Here is a 17494-nt window from a genome sequence, read left to right on the forward strand (position 1 = left end):
CTGACTGTACCGGCCGATGCGGTCTCCTAACCTTGAGGTATGGCAGGCAGCGGCACATCCGGCGGGCACGGACAGGGTTCACCTGTTCGGCGGCCCAGCCCTGCGGTCTATCGCCGCCGGCGGCTGGTGGCGCTGTCCCTGGTGGTGCTGGTGCTGGCCAGCATCGTTGCTGCCGGGTTCTGGATCGCCAGCCTGCTGGGACCGGCACCGGAAGACGCCTCGACCGACGTGGCCGGTCCGGCGGCGCCCAGCTCCCCGGCCGCCAGCCCCGCAGCCAGCGCGGGCTGTGAGGACTCGGACGTGGTGGTGCGGGCCGAAACCGATGCCGCGGCTTACGGGAGCGGGGAGAATCCCACACTCATTCTGGAAGTGGCCAACAAGGGCAAGAGCCCGTGCGAAGTCAACGTCGGCACCGATGCCATGGAGTTCGTGGTCACCAGCGGCGATGACCGGATTTTCTCTTCGGCGGACTGCCAAGTGGACCCCGAACCACTGATGATGACGCTTGAGCCGGGCAAGAAGGAGCAGGCGCGTTTTACCTGGGAGCGGAACCGGACCGCGCCGGGCTGCACTTCGGTGGAGGCCAAGCCGCAGCCTGGCACCTATGTCCTGACCACCAAGCTGGACAAGAAATCCAGCAAGAAGACCGTGTTCGAACTGCGTTAGCCGAGCCCTCCGGGCCCGCCAAATCCTAGAGGAACCGGTCCAGCAGACTGGTTTCGGCAATCCGGGACAGGCCCTCGCGGATCACCCGTGCGCGCTGCTCGCCGATGCCGTCAACGGCCATCAGGTCATCGATGTTGGCCGCCATCAACGACTGCAGCCCGCCAAAGTGGTCGACCAAGCGGTCGGCTACCGCTCGCGGCACCGATTTCACTCCTGCCAGCAGGCGGTAGCCGCGGGGTTGGACCACGGCATCCAAGGAGTCCTGGCCGGGCTGGATGCCAATCACGCTGGCCACACGGCCCAAATCGATCAGATCGTTGGAGGTGAAATTGCGCAGCGTCTGGAGTGCGCTGTCCACGTCGATGCCGCCCTTGATTTCCGCGTAGTCGCGCAGGATCATTTCGCTATCCGGGCCCAGCCCCGAGGTCAGCTCATCCAGCTGCAGGGAGAGCAACCGGCCGTCCACGCCGAGCTCAAGGACGTATTGCGAGATCTCGTCGGAGATGCGGCGGACCATTTCCTGCCGCTGCAGGGTCACCGCCACGTCCCGGACGGTGACCATGGCCTCGATCTCCAGCGCGGAGAGCGAGCCGGTGACCTGGTCCAGCCGCGCGCGGTAGCGCTCCAAGGTGGCCAGCGCCTGGTTGGCGCGCGCAAGCACCGGTTCGGAGCCCTCCAGCACATGCCGGATGCCCTCCACATACAGCGCGATGATCTGCATGGACTGGCTCACCGAAATCACCGGCAGCCCGGTCTGGATCGCGACGCGTTCGGCGGTGCGGTGACGGGTGCCCGACTCCTGGGTGGCGATGGAAGGGTCCGGGACCAGCTGCACTGCGGCCTTGACGATGGTCGCCGCGTCCTTGTCACAGACGATGGCGCCGTCCATTTTCGCGAGTTCCCGCAGCCTGGTGGGTGAGAATTCGATTCCGATATCGAACCCGCCGCTGCTGATCTCTTCCACCTGCTGGTCGTAGCCCAGCACGATGAGCGCGCCAGTGCGCCCACGAAGGATTCGTTCCAACCCGTCGCGCAGTTGGGTTCCCGGAGCTACGCGGGCCAGTGTCGCCTTGAGGGCGTCCTCGGGGCTCTTGACCATATGGGCGTTTCCTTAGGGCAGGCGGGCATGGGAGCAGGGCCGCCGTCCGGACAGCCTCAGGCTCCATGATAGTGCCGGATTCGGGCTATCCTTCTCCCCGGCCGCTCAGCGGAACAGCGTAGACAGCGCTTCGGAGACGGTATGCACTTCCTTGACCGTGAATCCGGCCGGAACCTGGCCCGTTCCATCCGGGGAAGCCGGAACGATCGCGTGCGTGAACCCGAGTCGTTCCGCTTCCTGGATGCGCCGCCCGATGCCCGGCACCGGCCGCACTTCGCCGGCCAGGCCAACTTCACCGAAGGCGATGAGTTGCGCCGGCAGCGGCTGGTTGGTTTTCGCTGAGGCAATGGCCAGCACGGTGGCCAGATCGGTGGCCGGTTCACCCAGCCGGACGCCGCCCACCGTCGCCACGTAGCTGTCGTCCTTGTGCAGCGACATTGATGCCCGACGCTGCAGCACGGCCATCATCATCGCCACGCGGGAAGAATCCAGCCCACTGGTGGCGCGCCGCGGCTGGGCGTTGGACGTCTCGGCCAACAATGCCTGCACCTCCGCCACCAGCGGCCGGCGGCCTTCGAGCGTGACCGTGATGCAGGTGCCGGAGACCGGGTCCTTGGTCCGGGAGACAAAGAGTCCGCTCGGATCGGTCAGCCCCTCGATGCCGCCTTCGGTCAGATCGAAGCAGCCGACCTCGTCGGTGGGGCCGTAGCGGTTCTTGACCGCACGCACCAGCCGCAGGCGCGAATGCCGGTCGCCGTCGAACTGGCACACCACATCCACCAAGTGTTCCAGGAGCCGCGGCCCGGCGATGGAGCCGTCCTTGGTCACATGCCCCACCAAGATGGTGGTCATGCCCTTGGTCTTGGCGGCATTGATCAGCGACGCCGCGACCTCCCGCACCTGCGTGACGCCGCCTGCAGCGCCTTCCACCGCGCTGCTGCTGAGCGTCTGGACCGAATCGACGATCAACAACGACGGCTGCAGCTGCTCCACGTGGCCCAGCGCAATGCCCAGGTCCGTCTCGGCGGTCAGATAGAGATTGTCCGCCACCGCGGAGATCCGTTCGGCGCGCAGCTTGACCTGGGCAGCGGACTCTTCTCCGGTCACATATAAGACGTCCCGATCCTGCCGCGCCACCCGCGCCGCAACGTCGAGCAGCAGGGTGGACTTGCCGATGCCGGGCTCGCCGGCCAGCAGGATGACTGCCCCCGGCACCAGGCCGCCACCGAGCACCCGGTCCAGTTCGCCGACCCCGGTGGCCCGGAACGCGGCAGTCGTGGCATCAACATCGGCGATCCGTTCGGCCGGCCGGGCGACAGCGGCAGCGGCCGTGGTGCGCGCAGCCACCGGCGTGGCCTCCTCAACGGTTCCCCACGCCTGGCACTCGCCGCAGCGGCCCACCCATTTCGCCGTGCTCCAGCCACACTCGGCGCAGCGGTAGGCAGGGGATTTGGAACGGGTCTTGGTGCTCATGCACCCAGCGTAGCCGGGGCCAAAGACAATCAGAGTTTGGGCAGGTAGGCCGCGGCATCGTCGTGGCTAAGCCCGGCGGCCTCGAGCAGGTCCACCATCAGCGGCCGGAAGACCAGGACCAGGCCCTCCCCTTCCATGGTGGCAATGCCCAAATGCTTGGGATGCAGCCGGGTGGCAATCTCGGCCAGGTCGTTCCTGGCACCGGAGAGCCGTCGCTCACGGGCTCCCGGATCGCGGTCGGAGAGGCCTTCGGCAAGGATCTCGACGGCGTCGGCCGTTTCCTGCAGTACTTCGGAGAAGGCCTCGATCGCTTCGTCCGTCATGGCCGCGTGGTTGATCACCGAGGTCAGCCGGCGCGAAAACACCCGGCTGTTGCGCATGGCCAGATCCGCCATCTCGGCAGAATCCTGCAGGTCGCCGACCTCCTCGCGGTGCCGGCGGTAGGCGAGGGATATCCGGGCCACCTCCCGCGCCGAGGAGAAGCTGCCGCGCACGTCGTCGATCAGTGACTGGCTGGCCCGCGCCCGGATCAGGGCGTGCCAGGCCATGGTGGGGTCGCTCTTGGCCAAGGCATCCGAGCAGTCGCGCAACACCCCGGACAGTTCGTCCAGGAGCTTCTGCAGATGCGAGCGTGGTTCCGACCGGGGATCCCCCGGAATCAACATGGTCACCACCAGAGCGAAGGCTCCGCCGATGACCGCGTCCAGGCTGCGGGTAAAGGGTCCGCCGGCCGGCGCGGGCAGCAGCACCACCAGCACCGACTGCAGCGCCATCTGGGTGGTGAAGATGCTGCCGCTGTCCAGGAACCTGGCCAGCAAAATGGAGACCAGCAATACCAGAGCGGCCTGCCAGATGCCAGGCCCGAGGAAGTGCAGCAGCAGGTCGCCGACTGTGATGCCCAGGGTGCAGCCGATGGCTACCTCGAGCACCTTGCGAACCCGGGGGCCCTTCACGAAACCGAGCGCGATGATGGACGACGTGGCGGCGAACAACGGGCCCTCGTGCCCCAGCACGCGCTCGGCCACGACGTAGGCGGCCACGGCGCAGAAGGTAATCCGCAGGGCGGGCATAAACGAGGACTTGCTGCGGCTGTAGCCGGCACGCGCCCGCCTGCGCAGGAACGACCGGGCCTCTGTCAACCGGGTGCCTGCGCTCATGCTCCCAGTCTAGGCGGGCCGATCCGCGATTCTGCCGGACTACGATTGCGCCGCCGGGCCGCCCGCCGAAACCGGCTCCATAGTATGAGGCTGCTCACGAAGGCAAGGCATGCGCGCGGTTCGTTAGCAAACAGTCCGGTCTTGTTCACTTTGCGTTCACCTTGGTCGTGCACATTCTTTACGTGACGCCCATAGCGTCAAAGGAGCACGACACGGGGGCGGAAAAACGTCCGGTCGTCGTGATCCGTTCTCACCCTGAAAGGGACCATACTCGTGAAGGCAATTCGCATCGGCCGCGCGGCCGCCGTCCTCTCCGTTGCAGCTCTGGCACTGACCGCATGTGGCTCGGACAACGCCACCGGAAACCAGGCAGCATCCGGCAGCACCGAGTCCGCGTCGACCGTTTCCGGCACCCTGTCCGGTGCCGGTGCTTCCTCGCAGGATTCGGCCATGCAGGCCTGGATGGCCGGCTTCACGGCCAAGAATCCCGAAGCCAACGTTCAGTACTCGCCGGACGGCTCCGGCGCCGGCCGCGACGCGTTCCTCGGCGGCGGCGTGCAGTTCGCCGGCTCGGACGCCTACCTGGACGACGACGAGTGGAAGCAGGCCCAGGAAATCTGCGGCCCCGACGGCGCGATGAACATCCCCGGCTACGTTTCCCCGATCGCCGTCGCCTTCAACCTCGAAGGCGTCGACTCGGTGAACATGGACGCCGAGACCATCGCGAAGGTCTTCCGCGGCGAGATCACCAAGTGGAACGACGAGGCCATCGCCTCGCAGAACGAGGGCGTCGAGCTGCCCGACACCGCCATCACCGTGGTGCACCGCTCCGACGAGTCCGGCACCACCGAGAACTTCGTCGAGTACCTGTCCGCTGCTGCCGGCGATGTCTGGACCGATGAGGTTTCCGGCGACTGGCCCGCCAAGCTGCAGTCCGAGAACGCGCAGGGCACCTCCGGCGTCGTCTCCACCACCACCGCCACCGATGGCGCCATCACCTACGCGGACGCTTCCGCCGTGGGCGGACTGGGCACCGTGAAGGTCAAGGTCGGCGAAGAATACGTCGAGCTCAGCGCCGAGGCAGCCTCCAAGGCCGTCGAGGCAGCCACCCCGGTTGAGGGCCGCAGCGACGTGGACATGTCCCTGGACCTCAAGCGCGACACCACCGAGTCGGGCGCCTACCCGATTGTGCTGGTTTCGTACCACATCTACTGCTCCACCTATGCTGATCAGAACACCGTGGACCTGGTGAAGGCCTTCGGCAGCTACGTGATCAGCGAAGAAGGACAGAAGGCCGCCCAGGATTCGGCCGGCAACGCTCCGATCTCTGAGAACCTGCGCGAGCAGGCCCAGAAGGCTATCGACTCCATCTCGGTGAAGTCCTAGTCATTATCGAATCCGGTTGGCCCCGCGCCGTCGCAGTTTGACGCGCGGGGCGCAGCCGTGTTCCGGCCTGGCAGCATTGCCGGGACGGAACGAACCAGCAAGACTGGCAGAACAGCCAGACGAAGTACAGAAGGAACCCGAAGGGTTGTGAAGTGTCCCAAACAATGACCGAGACAGGCAGAGGCCGGACCGGCGACAAGGTCTTTTCCGGCCTGACGCTTGCCGCAGGATGCCTGATCCTCTTCGTGCTGTTCTGCGTGGCGGCGTTCCTGCTCTGGCAGGCGCTGCCAACGTTTGGGGCGGAGCCCACCGCGCTCACCGGCGGAAAGGGTTTCTTCGCCTACATCTGGCCCATCGTCATCGGCACCCTGATCGCCGCGGCCATCGCCTTGGTGCTGGCCACCCCGGTGGGAGTGGGCGTGGCCCTGTTCATCTCGCATTACGCGCCGCGCCGCCTCGCCCAAGGCCTTGGCTACGTGGTTGACCTGCTGGCGGCCATTCCCTCGGTGGTCTACGGTGCCTGGGGCATCGCCGTCCTGGCGCCGGCGCTGGTGGGACCCTACACCTGGCTGGCGGAGAACGCCGGCTGGATCCCGATCTTCGCGGGACCGGCCAGCCAGACCGGCAAGACCATGCTGACGGCCGGCATCGTGCTGTCCGTGATGATCCTGCCGATCATCACCTCGCTCAGCCGCGAAATCTTCCTGCAGGCACCCAAACTCCACGAGGAGGCCGCCCTGGCCATGGGCGCCACCCGCTGGGAAATGATCAAGATGGCCGTCTTCCCGTTCGCACGCCCGGGCGTGATCAGCGCCGTGATGCTGGGACTGGGCCGCGCGCTCGGTGAAACCATGGCGGTGGCCATGGTGCTGTCCGGCGGCGGGCTGATCGCCAGCCTGATCAAGTCGGGCAACCAGACCATTGCCGCGGAAGTCGCCCTGAACTTCCCGGAAGCATACGGTCTGCGGCTGTCCGAACTCATCGCCGCCGGCCTGGTGCTGTTCATCATCACCCTGGCCGTGAACATGATCGCCCGCTGGATCATTAGCCGGCACAAGGAATTCTCGGGAGCCAACTGATGTCCAAATTGCTCACTGACGCCCCCGCGCCGGTCAAGCGCAACACGCTGACCAAAAACCAGCTGCCCGGCTGGGCCATCTGGGCCGTCGCAGCAGGCTCGCTCGTCCTCGGCGCTGCGGCATCCTCGCTGCTCGGTTTCAGCCTGGTCTCCTGGGCGCTGATCTCGGCCGTGATCTTCGTGATCGCCGGCTACCTGGTCACCCTCTCGGTGGAGGGCGCCCGCAAGGCCAAGGACCGCTTCGCCACCAACCTGATCTTCGCCGCCTTCATCATTGCCGTCGTGCCGCTGATCTCGGTGATCTGGACGGTGCTGCAGAACGGCATTGCCGGGCTGAGCTACAACCTTGTTTTCACCTCCATGAACGGCATGACCGGCATGGTGGACAACCAGACGGTAGCCAACGGAACCGAAGTGCTCGGCGGCGCCTATCACGGCATTGTCGGCACGTTGCTGATCACCATGTGGGCCACCATCATTTCGGTCCCGATCGGCCTGCTCACCGCGGTCTACCTGGTCGAGTACAGCAAGGGCGGAGCGCTCTCGCGCGGCATCACGTTCTTCGTGGATGTGATGACAGGCATCCCGTCGATTGTGGCCGGCCTGTTCGCCGCCGCACTGTTCGGACTCATTTTCGGGCCGAGCACCCGCACCGGCTTCGTGGCCGCCGTCGCGCTCTCCGTGCTGATGATCCCCGTGGTGGTCCGCTCCACCGAGGAAATGCTCAAGATCGTGCCGAACGAACTCCGCGAGGCTTCCTACGCGCTGGGTGTGCGCAAGTGGCGCACCATCCTGAAGGTCGTCGTGCCGACGGCGATCTCCGGCATCGCCTCCGGCGTCACCCTGGCGATCGCCCGCATCATCGGCGAGACCGCCCCGCTGCTGGTCACCGCAGGCTTCGTCAACAGCATCAACTGGAACGTGTTCGGCGGCTGGATGACCACGCTGCCCACCTACATCTACCGCCAGCTGATGAACCCCACCTCGCCCACCAACGTGGAACCCAGCATGCAGCGCGCCTGGGCCGCAGCACTGATCCTGATCGTCTTCGTGATGCTGCTGAACCTGATTGCCCGGCTGATCGCCCGCATCTTCGCCCCCAAGACCGGCCGCTGAGCCAGAACCAAAGAGAAGGAACCCCATGTCCAAACGCATCGACGTCAAGGACCTGAACGTCTACTACGGCAACTTCCGCGCCGTGGAGGGCGTCAACATCAACATCGACGCCCGGTCCGTGACAGCCTTCATCGGCCCCTCCGGTTGCGGCAAGTCCACCTTCCTGCGCACCCTGAACCGGATGCACGAAGTGCTTCCCGGCGCCCGGGTGGAGGGCGAGGTCCTGCTGGACGGCGACAACCTCTATGGCTCCGGCGTGGACCCGGTCACCGTACGCAGCCAGATCGGCATGGTCTTCCAGCGCCCCAACCCGTTCCCCACCATGTCCATCCGCGACAACGTGCTGGCCGGCGTAAAGCTGAACAACAAGCGGATCTCCAAGTCGGACGCCGACGCGCTGGTGGAGAAGTCGCTGACCGGCGCCAACCTGTGGAATGAGGTCAAGGACCGGCTGAACAAGCCAGGATCGGGCCTCTCCGGTGGCCAGCAGCAGCGTCTGTGCATCGCCCGTGCCATTGCGGTCTCGCCGCAGGTGATCTTGATGGACGAGCCGTGCTCCGCCCTCGATCCCATCTCCACGCTGGCCATCGAGGACCTGATCGAGGAACTCAAGACCCAGTACACCGTGGTGATCGTCACGCACAACATGCAGCAGGCAGCGCGCGTGTCCGACAAGACGGCGTTCTTCAACATCGCCGGCACCGGCAAGCCGGGCAAGCTGATCGAATACGGCGATACCCCGACGATCTTCAGCAACCCGCTCGAGAAGGCCACCGAGGACTACGTGTCCGGCCGCTTCGGATAGACCTCCTCAGCAAGCACGACGGCGGTGCCTCCCCACGCGCGGGAGGCACCGCCGTCGCGCTTAAGCGAGGCCGGGGTGGCCGGAGGCTCCGTGGCGCGGGAGAGGTCCGCTCAGGAGGCCCCAGCCGCCGCTGGACCGCGGCTGTCGGCCGTCCGGGTCAGAGCACCGGATCCATCGCCAGCAGCAGGATGCCACCCAGCAGCGACGTAACCACCAAGGTCAGCACCCAGGTGGCCAGCACGCGGATGGCCACCCGCCAGCGCACCGTATTCATCCGTTGGCTCGCCCCGGCGCCCAGGATGGAGGACGTCATGGTCTGCGTGCTGGAGAGCGGCATGTGCAGGCCGATCGCGCCGATGAACAGCATCGCGGAACCGACCCCCTGTGCGGCTGCCCCGTGCAGAGGATCAATCCGCACCAGCCGGGAACCGAGGGTGTGCGAGATGCGCCAGCCGCCAAAGAGCGCGCCGACCGCCAGCAGCACGGCCGCGAAGACTTGCACCCAGATCGGCATTTGCTCGCCCGTGGCGTAGCCGGCCGCGACCAGCGCGAGCAGGACTACCGCCATCGTCCGCTGGCCGTCCTGCAGCCCGTGGCCCAGCGAGAACGTTCCGGCAAACACCGCTTGGGCCAACCGGGTGGTACGGCCCACTTCGCGCGGCGTCCGGTAGCGCACCAGCCAGGTCAGCGGCACCATCACCAGGTAGGACAACGCGAAAGCCACCAGCGGCGAGAGCAGCAACGGCAGCACCAGTTGGGCCCAGATCGGATTCTCGGTGGCGCTGATGTTCTCGCCGCCCAGCACGGTGGACGCCGCTCCTGCCCCCACCAGCCCGCCGACCAGGGCGTGCGTTGACGACGAAGGCATCCGCAGCCACCACGTGAACACGCCCCAGGCGCTGGCGCTCAGCAGCCCGGCCAACAGGATGGCCAGTCCGGACTGTCCCGAGGGCAGGCCGATCCAGCCGGTACTGATCAGCAAGGCCAGCGTGCTGGAAAGCAAGGCGCCGGCGAGGTTGCAGATGGAGGCCAGCACGACGGCGATGCGCGGCGTGAGAGCGCGGGTGCGCACGGCCGCCGCTACGGCATTGGATACGTCATGAAAGCCATTGATGAAGGCGAAGCAGCCGGCGAAAGCGACGACCAGCACCAGCAGGACAAGCTCCACCTACGATTCCTTGACCAGGATCTGCCCCACATGGTGGGACGCCTGGCGCAGGGTCTTGGTGGCACCCACCAGCTGGTCGGCTACGTCGCGGTGCCGAGCCAAGGTGGCACCCTTGTGGTCCGACAAGAGCTCCGACACCCACACCCGGTGGGTACGTTCGGCGCGTTTTGCCAGCCGGACCATCTCGATGCAGTACTCCTCGAGGTCCTCCAAAGAGTTCAACCGCGGCATGGCGTCCCGGGTCATCTCCGACATCCGCCCGATCACTTCCAGCTGCTCGGAAGCGCGGGCAGAGAGGCGCTTGACCCGGTTCAGGGCGATCAGTTCGGCGGCGGCGTCCAGGTGTTCGAAGGTGCTGACCAGATGCAGCGAGAGTTGGAACATGTCCTCGCGCGGTAGGGGATTCACAAAGCTGGTGCGCAAGGTGGTGAGCAGTGCAAAACGCAGGCGCGAGACATTGCCGTCCCGGTCGTGCAGCTCTTCGGCGAGCTTGTCGTAGTCGTCTGCGGGTGCCCCGAGGATTTCCGACAGGGTCTTGACCCCTGCCATGATCTCGGCTGCCGTTTGTGCGAGCAGTTCCAGGCTCTTGGTGTCCTGGGGGAAGAGGCTTAGCTTCATGTCACCGGCGGTTTTCTCACTGGTCCGAACGGCGGAAGGGAAGCATCCGCCGTGCCTAGATTAGCGCCTCTGGGTGAACAAGATTAATGGTGCCGAACCGGGAGCGCCTCTCGGCGGAAGGCCGCTCGAGGCGGCTAAAAGTTGGAGCCCGGGGCTGCCACGGTTCGACACCACCTTCAGTTTTCTACGCCTCAGAGCCGATGTCAACAGCCCCGGAAAATCGTGGAAAAACGTGTCAACTCGGCGTATTTGTGGTACACGCGCGCGTCATGTTTGACGTCATGTTTGAGGGGTGTTGGTCAGTCGAGTTCGCCGCGGCGCCAGGCGGCGGCAGCCGCCTCAAGGTCCTCCGCGGTCTTCACCAGCCGGTGCGAACTGAGCGTCAACTTGGTGGCGTGATTCTCATTCGAAGGCTCGGCGGAATCAGCGTGATGGGTCTGGCCGAGCGCGACGATCCGGCAAAAGGCCGCGGACCGGTCGAGCGCCACGTCGAAATCGCCGTCGAAGGCTCCGGACAGGATCGTGTCAGCCATGACGCGTACTTCATCCGCCCCCGGCGGCTCCGCCACGCCCGCAATGACCTTGGAGACTTCCGCCGATGACGTGCCCGCCTTGAAGAATGCTGCGAGCTTGTCCGGGTGGGACTGAACCGCAGCGCGGATGGCGTAGAGCCGCCACAGTGCGCCCGGCAGGGACCGCGCCGGACTCTCGGACCACATCTCAGCAATGGCCTCGAGCCCCTGTTGGTCGGCGAGCTTGACCAGGCGCTTGGTGATCTCGGGGTCATCGGAGCCACGGCCGCGGTGCACCAACGCCTGGGCTGCCAGATGGGCAGCTTCGGAAACCCGTGCCGGGTCGGCGCCGCCGGCGAAGTCCTCAAAATCCAGCGGGGCGAAAGGCTTCGGCTTGTGCGGCCGGGGGACGTCATTTCCGTTGTTCGGGCTCATGCCACGACCTTACTCCCGCCTCTGACGCCGGTACAGGGAGGCAGTCTCTAGGGGCAGCGGCAGGGTCCCAGCAAGGCCAATGCCACGACCGGCACGGCGGATTCGAATGCGCGGCAGTGGGTGCGATAAACTGTGAACCGGCCAAATCCGCCCACCTCCCGGTCTCGACCAGGATGGACGGAACCGGCTGGCGGGCCTTTAGCTCAGTTGGTAGAGCATCGGACTTTTAATCCGCGGGTCGCGGGTTCGATCCCCGCAGGGCCCACCGCTAAAAATCCCCGTCGTTCTTTGGAACGGCGGGGATTTTTTCTATCTGGCCGGCGGGCGGCCGGGGGCCCGCAAGGTGGTCTATCTGGTGGTCTCCATCAAGCGGCTTCGACTGGTAGCTTGCCAGCCGGTGCCGCATTTCCTTCATCTAACTGGGGCGTGGGTGGCTCAGGCTACGGCGCTTGGTTCCGCCAGGTGCCAGTGCTGTCCAAGTTCAGGCCAAATTGTCCATCTTTTGGCTGCCCACATGGCGCTGACCTGCGACGACGTCGGCGGGCCGGCCAAAACCTGGACAGCACCGAGGGTGGCGACCACTGTGGGGCAACCCCCTAGCGTCGGCGGGCCGGCCAAAACACGGACAGTGCATCGGCGGCCGAGGTCGCTGTCGGGCCCGGCTGCTGATGTTCCACCCCGGCCAGGGTTCACACAGGCCGGCCGCGCTGCCCGATCCACCCCAGTCCGTCCCGGTCCGCCGCATGTGCGGATCAGCCCCACGTAACGGGCGGAAGGGCGCTCTTTCCGCCGTTCGGATCAAGGAATGAGCTGTCCGTCACAACCCCTATGTCACGAAATGATAACGAAAAATCGAGGGTCGGGCGCCGCCGTCGTTATTCCCTCGGAGGGCAACTGGCACAAGGGATCCGGAGGGACCGGGGAGGAGCAAACGGATCGCCAATATGCCCGGAACCCTTGTCAAATCCAGCAGGTTCAGGTTGATAACGCCCCGATCCTCGTTAGGTTGGAAGGGATGGTTGAAGAACTAGCAGAAGCCCAGTCCAAGCCGAGGATCGAAGCAAAATTCCGTAAACCAACCCTGAACGACGGGCAGTCTCTGTGGCGCATGGCCAGGGATTCGCAGGTCCTGGACCTGAACTCGTCCTACTCCTATCTGTTGTGGTCCCGCGACTTCTCCGATACGTCGGTAATGGCCACAGTGGACGGCGAGCCGGCCGGTTTCATTACCGGCTACATGCGGCCCGGCGAACCAGACACCCTGATGGTGTGGCAGGTCGCCGTGGACCACGAATTCCGCGGCCGCAAGCTGGCCGCCGAGATGCTGGACCGCCTGGCCACGCAAGTGCGGGCCGAGCGCGTGGAAACCACCATCACTGCGGACAATGAGGCCTCCATCAGGCTGTTCGCCGGCTTCGCGTCGCGCCGGGAGGCGCCAATGGAGCGCGAGCCGCTGTTCACCGCGGAGCTCTACCCCGATGGGCACGACACCGAGTACCTGTACCGGATCGGCCCGCTCACCTAATTTCCGCCGGCGTCGTCGCGCACCGAACGCCAGCCAAACACCATCTGCACCAACGCACATCCGCACGAATCGACCTGCGGCTGCTGTGGCGCTGCCCCGTACCCGGGAGCGTTCGCGGCCGCGCTGAGGAAGGAAGCGTTTTATGACTGACATTTTTGAGACCCTGGAGTCCGAGGTCCGCGGCTACTGCCGCAACTGGCCCGCCGTGTTCACCCGCGGCGAGGGCAGCAGCCTGACCGCCGAGGACGGCCGCACCTACCTGGATTTCTTCTCCGGTGCAGGCGCGCTCAACTACGGGCACAACAACCAGCAGTTGCTGCAGCCGCTGCTGGAGTACCTGGCCAGCGGCGCCGTAGTCCACTCGCTGGACATGAAGACCCCGGCCAAGCGGAAGTTCCTGGAAACCTTCCAGGACGTCATCCTGCGGCCGCGCAATCTGGACTACAAGGTGATGTTCCCAGGCCCCACCGGCACGAACACCGTTGAAGCGGCGCTGAAGCTGGCCCGCAAGGTCACCGGCCGCCAGCACATCCTGTCCTTCACCAACGCCTTCCACGGGATGACCTTGGGCTCGCTGTCGGTGACCGGCAACTCGATGAAGCGCCGGGGCGCGGGCATCCCGCTGACCAACAGCTCCAAGATCCCCTACGACGACTACTTCTCCGGCGAGACCACGGACTTCCTCTGGCTGGAGCGCGTGCTCGAAGACAGCGGCTCGGGCGTGGACAAGCCGGCGGCCGTGATCGTGGAGACAGTCCAGGGTGAAGGCGGCCTGAATGCCGCGCGCGCCAGCTGGCTACGCGGCCTGTCCGAACTGTGCCGGAAGCACGAGATCCTGCTGATTGTGGACGACGTGCAGGCCGGGTGCGGCCGCACCGGCACCTTCTTCAGCTTCGAAGAAGCGGGCATCACCCCGGACATCGTCTGCCTGTCCAAATCGATCTCCGGCTTTGGCCTGCCGATGGCGCTGACCCTGTTCCGCCCGGAGCTGGACGTGTGGGACGCCGGAGAGCACAACGGCACGTTCCGCGGCCACAACCCGGCCTTCGTCACGGCGACCGCCGCGCTCGAGACGTACTGGCGCACCGGAGAGTTCCAGCAGCAGGTCAAGGCTCGGATCACGCAGCTGCACGAGGGTCTGGAGCGGATCGCCGGATCGGTGGAAGGCGCCAGCGTGCGCGGCCGGGGAATGCTGGCGGGGGTCAAGTTTGCCGACGACGAGACCGCCGGCAAGATTGCCGCCGAGGCCTACCAAAACGGGCTGCTGGTGGAAACCTCCGGGCCGGAGAGCGAAGTAGTGAAGCTGATGCCGGCGCTGACCATCAGTGCCGCCGACCTAGACCGCGGCCTGGACATCCTGATCGAGGCCACCCGCGCCGTGACCGCGGTTCCGGAACTGGCCGGAGCCCACTAGCCCGTCGGCTGCGGCCACGCCCGCGCAGTTGCGCCAGCCGCGGCCGGCCGCCCGCGCTGCTGCGCCAGCCGCGGCCGGCCCAGCGCCGCCACAACGTAAAACAGACCATCCAGACGAGGAGACCCCATGATTGTTACCAACCTGAACGACCTGAACAACACCGACCGCGACGTGAAGTCGGAGACGTGGCGCAGCCGCCGGATGGTGCTGGCGGGGGAAGGCGTGGGCTTTTCCTTCCATGACACCGTGATTTACGCGGGCACCACGTCCACCTTCCACTACGCCAACCACATCGAGGCCGTCTACTGCGTCCAGGGCGAGGGCACCCTCACCAACGAGGTCACCGGCGAAGTCCACGACCTGCGCGACGGCACCATGTACCTGCTGAACGGGCACGAGAAGCACACCGTCCGGGCCACCACCGAGCTGCGCATGGCGTGCGTGTTCAATCCGCCGGTCACCGGCCGCGAGGTCCACGACGAGAACGGCGTGTACCCGCTCGTTGAGGCTGAGCCGGTCCACTGACCGGCACCGGGAGTCCGGTCGGCGACCTTGCCGGCCGGGCTTTTCCGTACCCGGCACAAGGAATAACCCACGAGGAGGAAAAAGATGACTGCGACCGCAGACCTAAGCCGTGTTGACCTTTACCCCACGCGGGAGGCAGGAACAGCTAGCGTGCAACCCCGTCAGGACAAGGTTGTCTGGGGATCCGCGGAGACAGGCCCCATGGACGCCGCAACGCTGGCCGGCTTCGAGCAGAAGGGCTACCTCAACATCGAGGAGTTGATCTCGCCCGAGGAGGTGAAGGCTTACCAGGCGGAGCTTGATCGGCTCGCCGCGGATCCAACGGTCCGCGCGGACGAACGCTGCATCGTCGAAGCCAAGAGCCAGGAAGTGCGCTCCATCTTCGAGGTGCACAAGATCAGCGAGGTCTTCGCCAGGATCGCCAACGACCCGCGCGTGGTGGACCGGGCCAAGCAGCTGCTCGGCTCCGACGTCTACATCCACCAGTCACGGGTGAACTATAAGCCCGGGTTCGAGGGCAAGGAGTTCATGTGGCACTCCGACTTCGAGACCTGGCATGCGGAGGACGGGCTGCCGCGTATGCGCACGGTGTCCATCTCCATCTCGCTCACGGACAACTACTCCTACAACGGGCCGCTGATGATCATGCCCGGATCGCACCAGGAGTACATCTCCTGTGTGGGCGAGACCCCGGATGACAACTACAAACAGTCGCTGGTGATGCAGGGCGCCGGCACCCCGGACAAGGCCACGCTGCGCGACTTCGCCGACCGTTACGGGATCGATGTGATGGAAGGCAAGGCGGGCGGGGCCACCATGTTCGATTGCAACTGCATGCACGCCTCCAACGGCAACGTCACGCCGTACCCGCGCTCCAACCTGTTCTTCGTGTACAACAGCGTGGACAACACGGCTGAGGAACCCTTTGCGGCCAGGTCCCCGCGGCCGGACTACATCGGCGCCCGGGAATTCACCCCGGCCGGCCGGTAGGCCCCCGCGTCCGGCCGGTAGCTCCGGTAGTTCTCTGCGGTCGCGCCGGTAGCTCCGCCGGTCCCCGCCGGTCCGGTGCGGGCGCGCCACGCGGAACGCCCGCCGTGCTGGACTGACGTCAAAAATAACGACGGCGGTGGCCCGCCTTCCGAAGGAAACCCTGCGGACGGCGGGCCACCGCTTTGGTCCCGACCCTGGACGGCAGGCCGGAACCTAGTGCCCGGCTGCCAGAACCTTGCTGAGCACCGGGCGGGTGGTGCGCAGACCGGCCCACACCATCAGGATGCCTGCGCCCAGGCAGCCAGCGATGGTCAGGATGGAGAGCGGGGCCAGCACCAGGGCCATGCCGGCCAGCGGGAAGATCAGCAGGAAGGAGACCGCGGCGGAGCCGAGCGAAACCAGCACCAGCGGAAGCATCACGGCGCGGGTCCGGGCCGCGTTCATGGTCTTCAGCGGCATGCCCAGGTGGTCCAGGCTGATGTACAGGTCGGCGCGGTCCAGCACCGCCGCGGCCTGATTCACTCCCGCCGAGCAGGCCACCATCACGAACGAAATCACGATGGTGATCAGGATGCCGGTCCGGATGTCTCCGCTAAGGAACTGCTCCGGACCCGAAACCGGCCCCGGCGCGCCGTCCGTCATGGCCACACCGGTCCCGCCGAAAACGGCCACAAAGCTGGTCATGGCCAGCCCGGAGACCTGCCGCCACGCTGCCTTCGGGGATTCAAGAATGCTCCGGACGGCCAGCAGCTTCTCCGCCGTTCCCGCCTTTCGCAGCTGCCGGCGGCCCATCACGGCAACCGCCCACGGGCCAATGAGGTTGAGCACCGCCAGCCCGGCGGCAAAGGCGCCCAGCACAAAGGCCACCGCCACGGCGGTGGAAGCATAGCCGGCATTCATCACGACGAAGCCGGCCAGCACAACCGCAGCGGCGATCAGCGCGCGCAGCCAATGCATCTTCGCCGGGGCCTGGCGGGTCCGCACGCCCAGCGGCGAAATGACCACCTTGCGCAGGCCCACGGCTGCACTGATCGCGGCCAGCAACACCACGCCGGCCACCACTGCGACTACCGTCAGCGGGCTGAGCCAGTAGGCTCCGCCGATCGGCTCGCCGCGGAACGGGATCAGCTGCACCGCCGGACCCAGCACCAGATGGCCGGCCACCCCGGCCACGGCGCCCGCAGCCGCCAGCGCCGTTGATTCAATGATGGTGATGCCGGCAACCGTGGCCGGGGTTGCGCCGAGCAGACGAAGGGTGGCCAGCCGGTCGTCGCTGCGCCGGGCCGAGAGCCGCGCCGCCGACCCGCCCAGGGTCAGCAGCGGGAAGACCAGCAGGATCACCGCCAGCACCGCCAGCAGTTGGTAGAGAAACGCCAGTTCGTCGCGCCAGCGCAGGAAGGACAGCGCGCCGGCCAACACGGTCAGCAACAGCGCGGTGACCAATCCGAACGCCACCACCGGCAGCAGCGCAGTTCCGCCGCCGGATTTCCCCGGACGGGACAGCAGCCAAGCCAATTTCCACGGCAC

General features: G+C 66.3%; 16 protein-coding genes and 1 tRNA gene. 10 read left to right on the forward strand and 7 right to left on the reverse strand.

The features are described from left to right. The first annotated feature begins 39 nt into the window (after nucleotides 1-39). Complete coding sequence (locus tag E4J89_RS08050; RefSeq protein ID WP_136785612.1) at nucleotides 40-666, forward strand: hypothetical protein; 627 nt, start codon at nucleotides 40-42, stop codon at nucleotides 664-666. A 25-nt stretch (nucleotides 667-691) separates the two neighbouring features. Here the strand turns inward: E4J89_RS08050 and disA are convergent, their stop codons facing one another. The 3 genes from disA to E4J89_RS08065 all read right to left on the reverse strand — a co-directional run bounded on the left by disA (nucleotide 692) and on the right by E4J89_RS08065 (nucleotide 4395). Further along, the gene (gene disA, locus E4J89_RS08055) at nucleotides 692-1765 is read right to left on the reverse strand and encodes a DNA integrity scanning diadenylate cyclase DisA (protein ID WP_136785613.1); all 1074 of its coding nucleotides are present in this window, start codon (nucleotides 1763-1765) and stop codon (nucleotides 692-694) included. 105 nt (nucleotides 1766-1870) lie between these two features. Beyond that, on the reverse strand, nucleotides 1871-3238 hold the full coding sequence (radA, locus tag E4J89_RS08060) for a DNA repair protein RadA (protein ID WP_136785614.1): 1368 nt from the start codon (nucleotides 3236-3238) through the stop codon (nucleotides 1871-1873). 29 nt (nucleotides 3239-3267) lie between these two features. After that, complete coding sequence (locus E4J89_RS08065) at nucleotides 3268-4395, reverse strand: FUSC family protein (RefSeq protein ID WP_136785615.1); 1128 nt, start codon at nucleotides 4393-4395, stop codon at nucleotides 3268-3270. Between the two features lie 273 nt (nucleotides 4396-4668). Here E4J89_RS08065 and pstS point away from each other — a divergent pair, with 273 nt between their 5' ends. From pstS to pstB, 4 genes are all read left to right on the forward strand, one after another. After that, nucleotides 4669-5781, forward strand: coding sequence for a phosphate ABC transporter substrate-binding protein PstS (gene pstS, locus E4J89_RS08070; protein ID WP_136785616.1), 1113 nt, complete (start codon nucleotides 4669-4671; stop codon nucleotides 5779-5781). Between the two features lie 164 nt (nucleotides 5782-5945). Continuing rightward, entirely contained in the window at nucleotides 5946-6860 is a 915-nt protein-coding gene (gene pstC, locus E4J89_RS08075; RefSeq protein ID WP_136785617.1) for a phosphate ABC transporter permease subunit PstC, read from the forward strand. Beyond that, on the forward strand, nucleotides 6860-7975 hold the full coding sequence (pstA, locus tag E4J89_RS08080; protein ID WP_136785618.1) for a phosphate ABC transporter permease PstA: 1116 nt from the start codon (nucleotides 6860-6862) through the stop codon (nucleotides 7973-7975). The genes pstC and pstA overlap by 1 nt, the downstream gene beginning before the upstream one ends. Before the next feature lie 25 nt (nucleotides 7976-8000). Then, a complete protein-coding gene (gene pstB / locus E4J89_RS08085) occupies nucleotides 8001-8780 on the forward strand; it encodes a phosphate ABC transporter ATP-binding protein PstB (protein ID WP_136785619.1) in 780 nt (259 codons plus the stop codon). A gap of 157 nt (nucleotides 8781-8937) precedes the next feature. On the opposite strand, the gene E4J89_RS08090 is transcribed toward pstB, so the two are convergent. The 3 genes from E4J89_RS08090 to E4J89_RS08100 form a co-directional block, all read right to left on the reverse strand. Next, on the reverse strand, nucleotides 8938-9948 hold the full coding sequence (locus E4J89_RS08090) for an inorganic phosphate transporter (RefSeq protein WP_136785620.1): 1011 nt from the start codon (nucleotides 9946-9948) through the stop codon (nucleotides 8938-8940). Then, complete coding sequence (locus E4J89_RS08095; protein ID WP_136785621.1) at nucleotides 9949-10566, reverse strand: nuclease PIN; 618 nt, start codon at nucleotides 10564-10566, stop codon at nucleotides 9949-9951. Nucleotides 10567-10865: 299 nt separating this feature from the next. Further along, the gene (locus E4J89_RS08100; RefSeq protein ID WP_136785622.1) at nucleotides 10866-11513 is read right to left on the reverse strand and encodes a hypothetical protein; all 648 of its coding nucleotides are present in this window, start codon (nucleotides 11511-11513) and stop codon (nucleotides 10866-10868) included. Between the two features lie 192 nt (nucleotides 11514-11705). Between E4J89_RS08100 and E4J89_RS08105 the strand changes: the two genes are divergently transcribed. From E4J89_RS08105 to thpD, 5 genes are all read left to right on the forward strand, one after another. Continuing rightward, a tRNA-Lys gene (locus tag E4J89_RS08105) sits at nucleotides 11706-11778 on the forward strand. Nucleotides 11779-12528: 750 nt separating this feature from the next. Next, nucleotides 12529-13038 carry a diaminobutyrate acetyltransferase gene (gene ectA, locus E4J89_RS08110; RefSeq protein ID WP_136785623.1) on the forward strand — a complete coding sequence of 170 codons (510 nt, stop codon included), beginning with the start codon at nucleotides 12529-12531 and terminating at the stop codon, nucleotides 13036-13038. 142 nt (nucleotides 13039-13180) lie between these two features. Continuing rightward, a complete protein-coding gene (ectB, locus tag E4J89_RS08115; protein ID WP_136785624.1) occupies nucleotides 13181-14452 on the forward strand; it encodes a diaminobutyrate--2-oxoglutarate transaminase in 1272 nt (423 codons plus the stop codon). A gap of 126 nt (nucleotides 14453-14578) precedes the next feature. Further along, nucleotides 14579-14977: an ectoine synthase gene (locus E4J89_RS08120; protein WP_136785625.1), complete on the forward strand. Its 399-nt coding sequence runs from the start codon at nucleotides 14579-14581 to the stop codon at nucleotides 14975-14977. Nucleotides 14978-15061: 84 nt separating this feature from the next. Continuing rightward, nucleotides 15062-15967, forward strand: coding sequence for an ectoine hydroxylase (gene thpD, locus E4J89_RS08125; protein WP_136785626.1), 906 nt, complete (start codon nucleotides 15062-15064; stop codon nucleotides 15965-15967). Between the two features lie 213 nt (nucleotides 15968-16180). Here thpD and E4J89_RS08130 read toward each other — a convergent pair whose 3' ends face one another. Then, complete coding sequence (locus tag E4J89_RS08130) at nucleotides 16181-17494, reverse strand: FtsX-like permease family protein (protein WP_240691792.1); 1314 nt, start codon at nucleotides 17492-17494, stop codon at nucleotides 16181-16183.

The sequence above is a fragment of the Arthrobacter sp. CAU 1506 genome (assembly GCF_005047635.1).
Classification (GTDB): domain Bacteria; phylum Actinomycetota; class Actinomycetes; order Actinomycetales; family Micrococcaceae; genus Crystallibacter.

Excerpts from the sequence above, each read along its gene's own strand:
- E4J89_RS08050 (WP_136785612.1), top strand. The coding sequence starts at position 40 with ATGGCAGGCAGCGGCACATCCGGCGGGCACGGACAGGGTTCACCTGTT.
- disA (WP_136785613.1), bottom strand. The coding sequence starts at position 1,765 with ATGGTCAAGAGCCCCGAGGACGCCCTCAAGGCGACACTGGCCCGCGTA.
- radA (WP_136785614.1), bottom strand. The coding sequence starts at position 3,238 with ATGAGCACCAAGACCCGTTCCAAATCCCCTGCCTACCGCTGCGCCGAG.
- E4J89_RS08065 (WP_136785615.1), bottom strand. The coding sequence starts at position 4,395 with ATGAGCGCAGGCACCCGGTTGACAGAGGCCCGGTCGTTCCTGCGCAGG.
- pstC (WP_136785617.1), top strand. The coding sequence starts at position 5,946 with ATGACCGAGACAGGCAGAGGCCGGACCGGCGACAAGGTCTTTTCCGGC.
- pstA (WP_136785618.1), top strand. The coding sequence starts at position 6,860 with ATGTCCAAATTGCTCACTGACGCCCCCGCGCCGGTCAAGCGCAACACG.
- pstB (WP_136785619.1), top strand. The coding sequence starts at position 8,001 with ATGTCCAAACGCATCGACGTCAAGGACCTGAACGTCTACTACGGCAAC.
- E4J89_RS08095 (WP_136785621.1), bottom strand. The coding sequence starts at position 10,566 with ATGAAGCTAAGCCTCTTCCCCCAGGACACCAAGAGCCTGGAACTGCTC.
- E4J89_RS08100 (WP_136785622.1), bottom strand. The coding sequence starts at position 11,513 with ATGAGCCCGAACAACGGAAATGACGTCCCCCGGCCGCACAAGCCGAAG.
- ectA (WP_136785623.1), top strand. The coding sequence starts at position 12,529 with ATGGTTGAAGAACTAGCAGAAGCCCAGTCCAAGCCGAGGATCGAAGCA.
- ectB (WP_136785624.1), top strand. The coding sequence starts at position 13,181 with ATGACTGACATTTTTGAGACCCTGGAGTCCGAGGTCCGCGGCTACTGC.
- E4J89_RS08120 (WP_136785625.1), top strand. The coding sequence starts at position 14,579 with ATGATTGTTACCAACCTGAACGACCTGAACAACACCGACCGCGACGTG.
- thpD (WP_136785626.1), top strand. The coding sequence starts at position 15,062 with ATGACTGCGACCGCAGACCTAAGCCGTGTTGACCTTTACCCCACGCGG.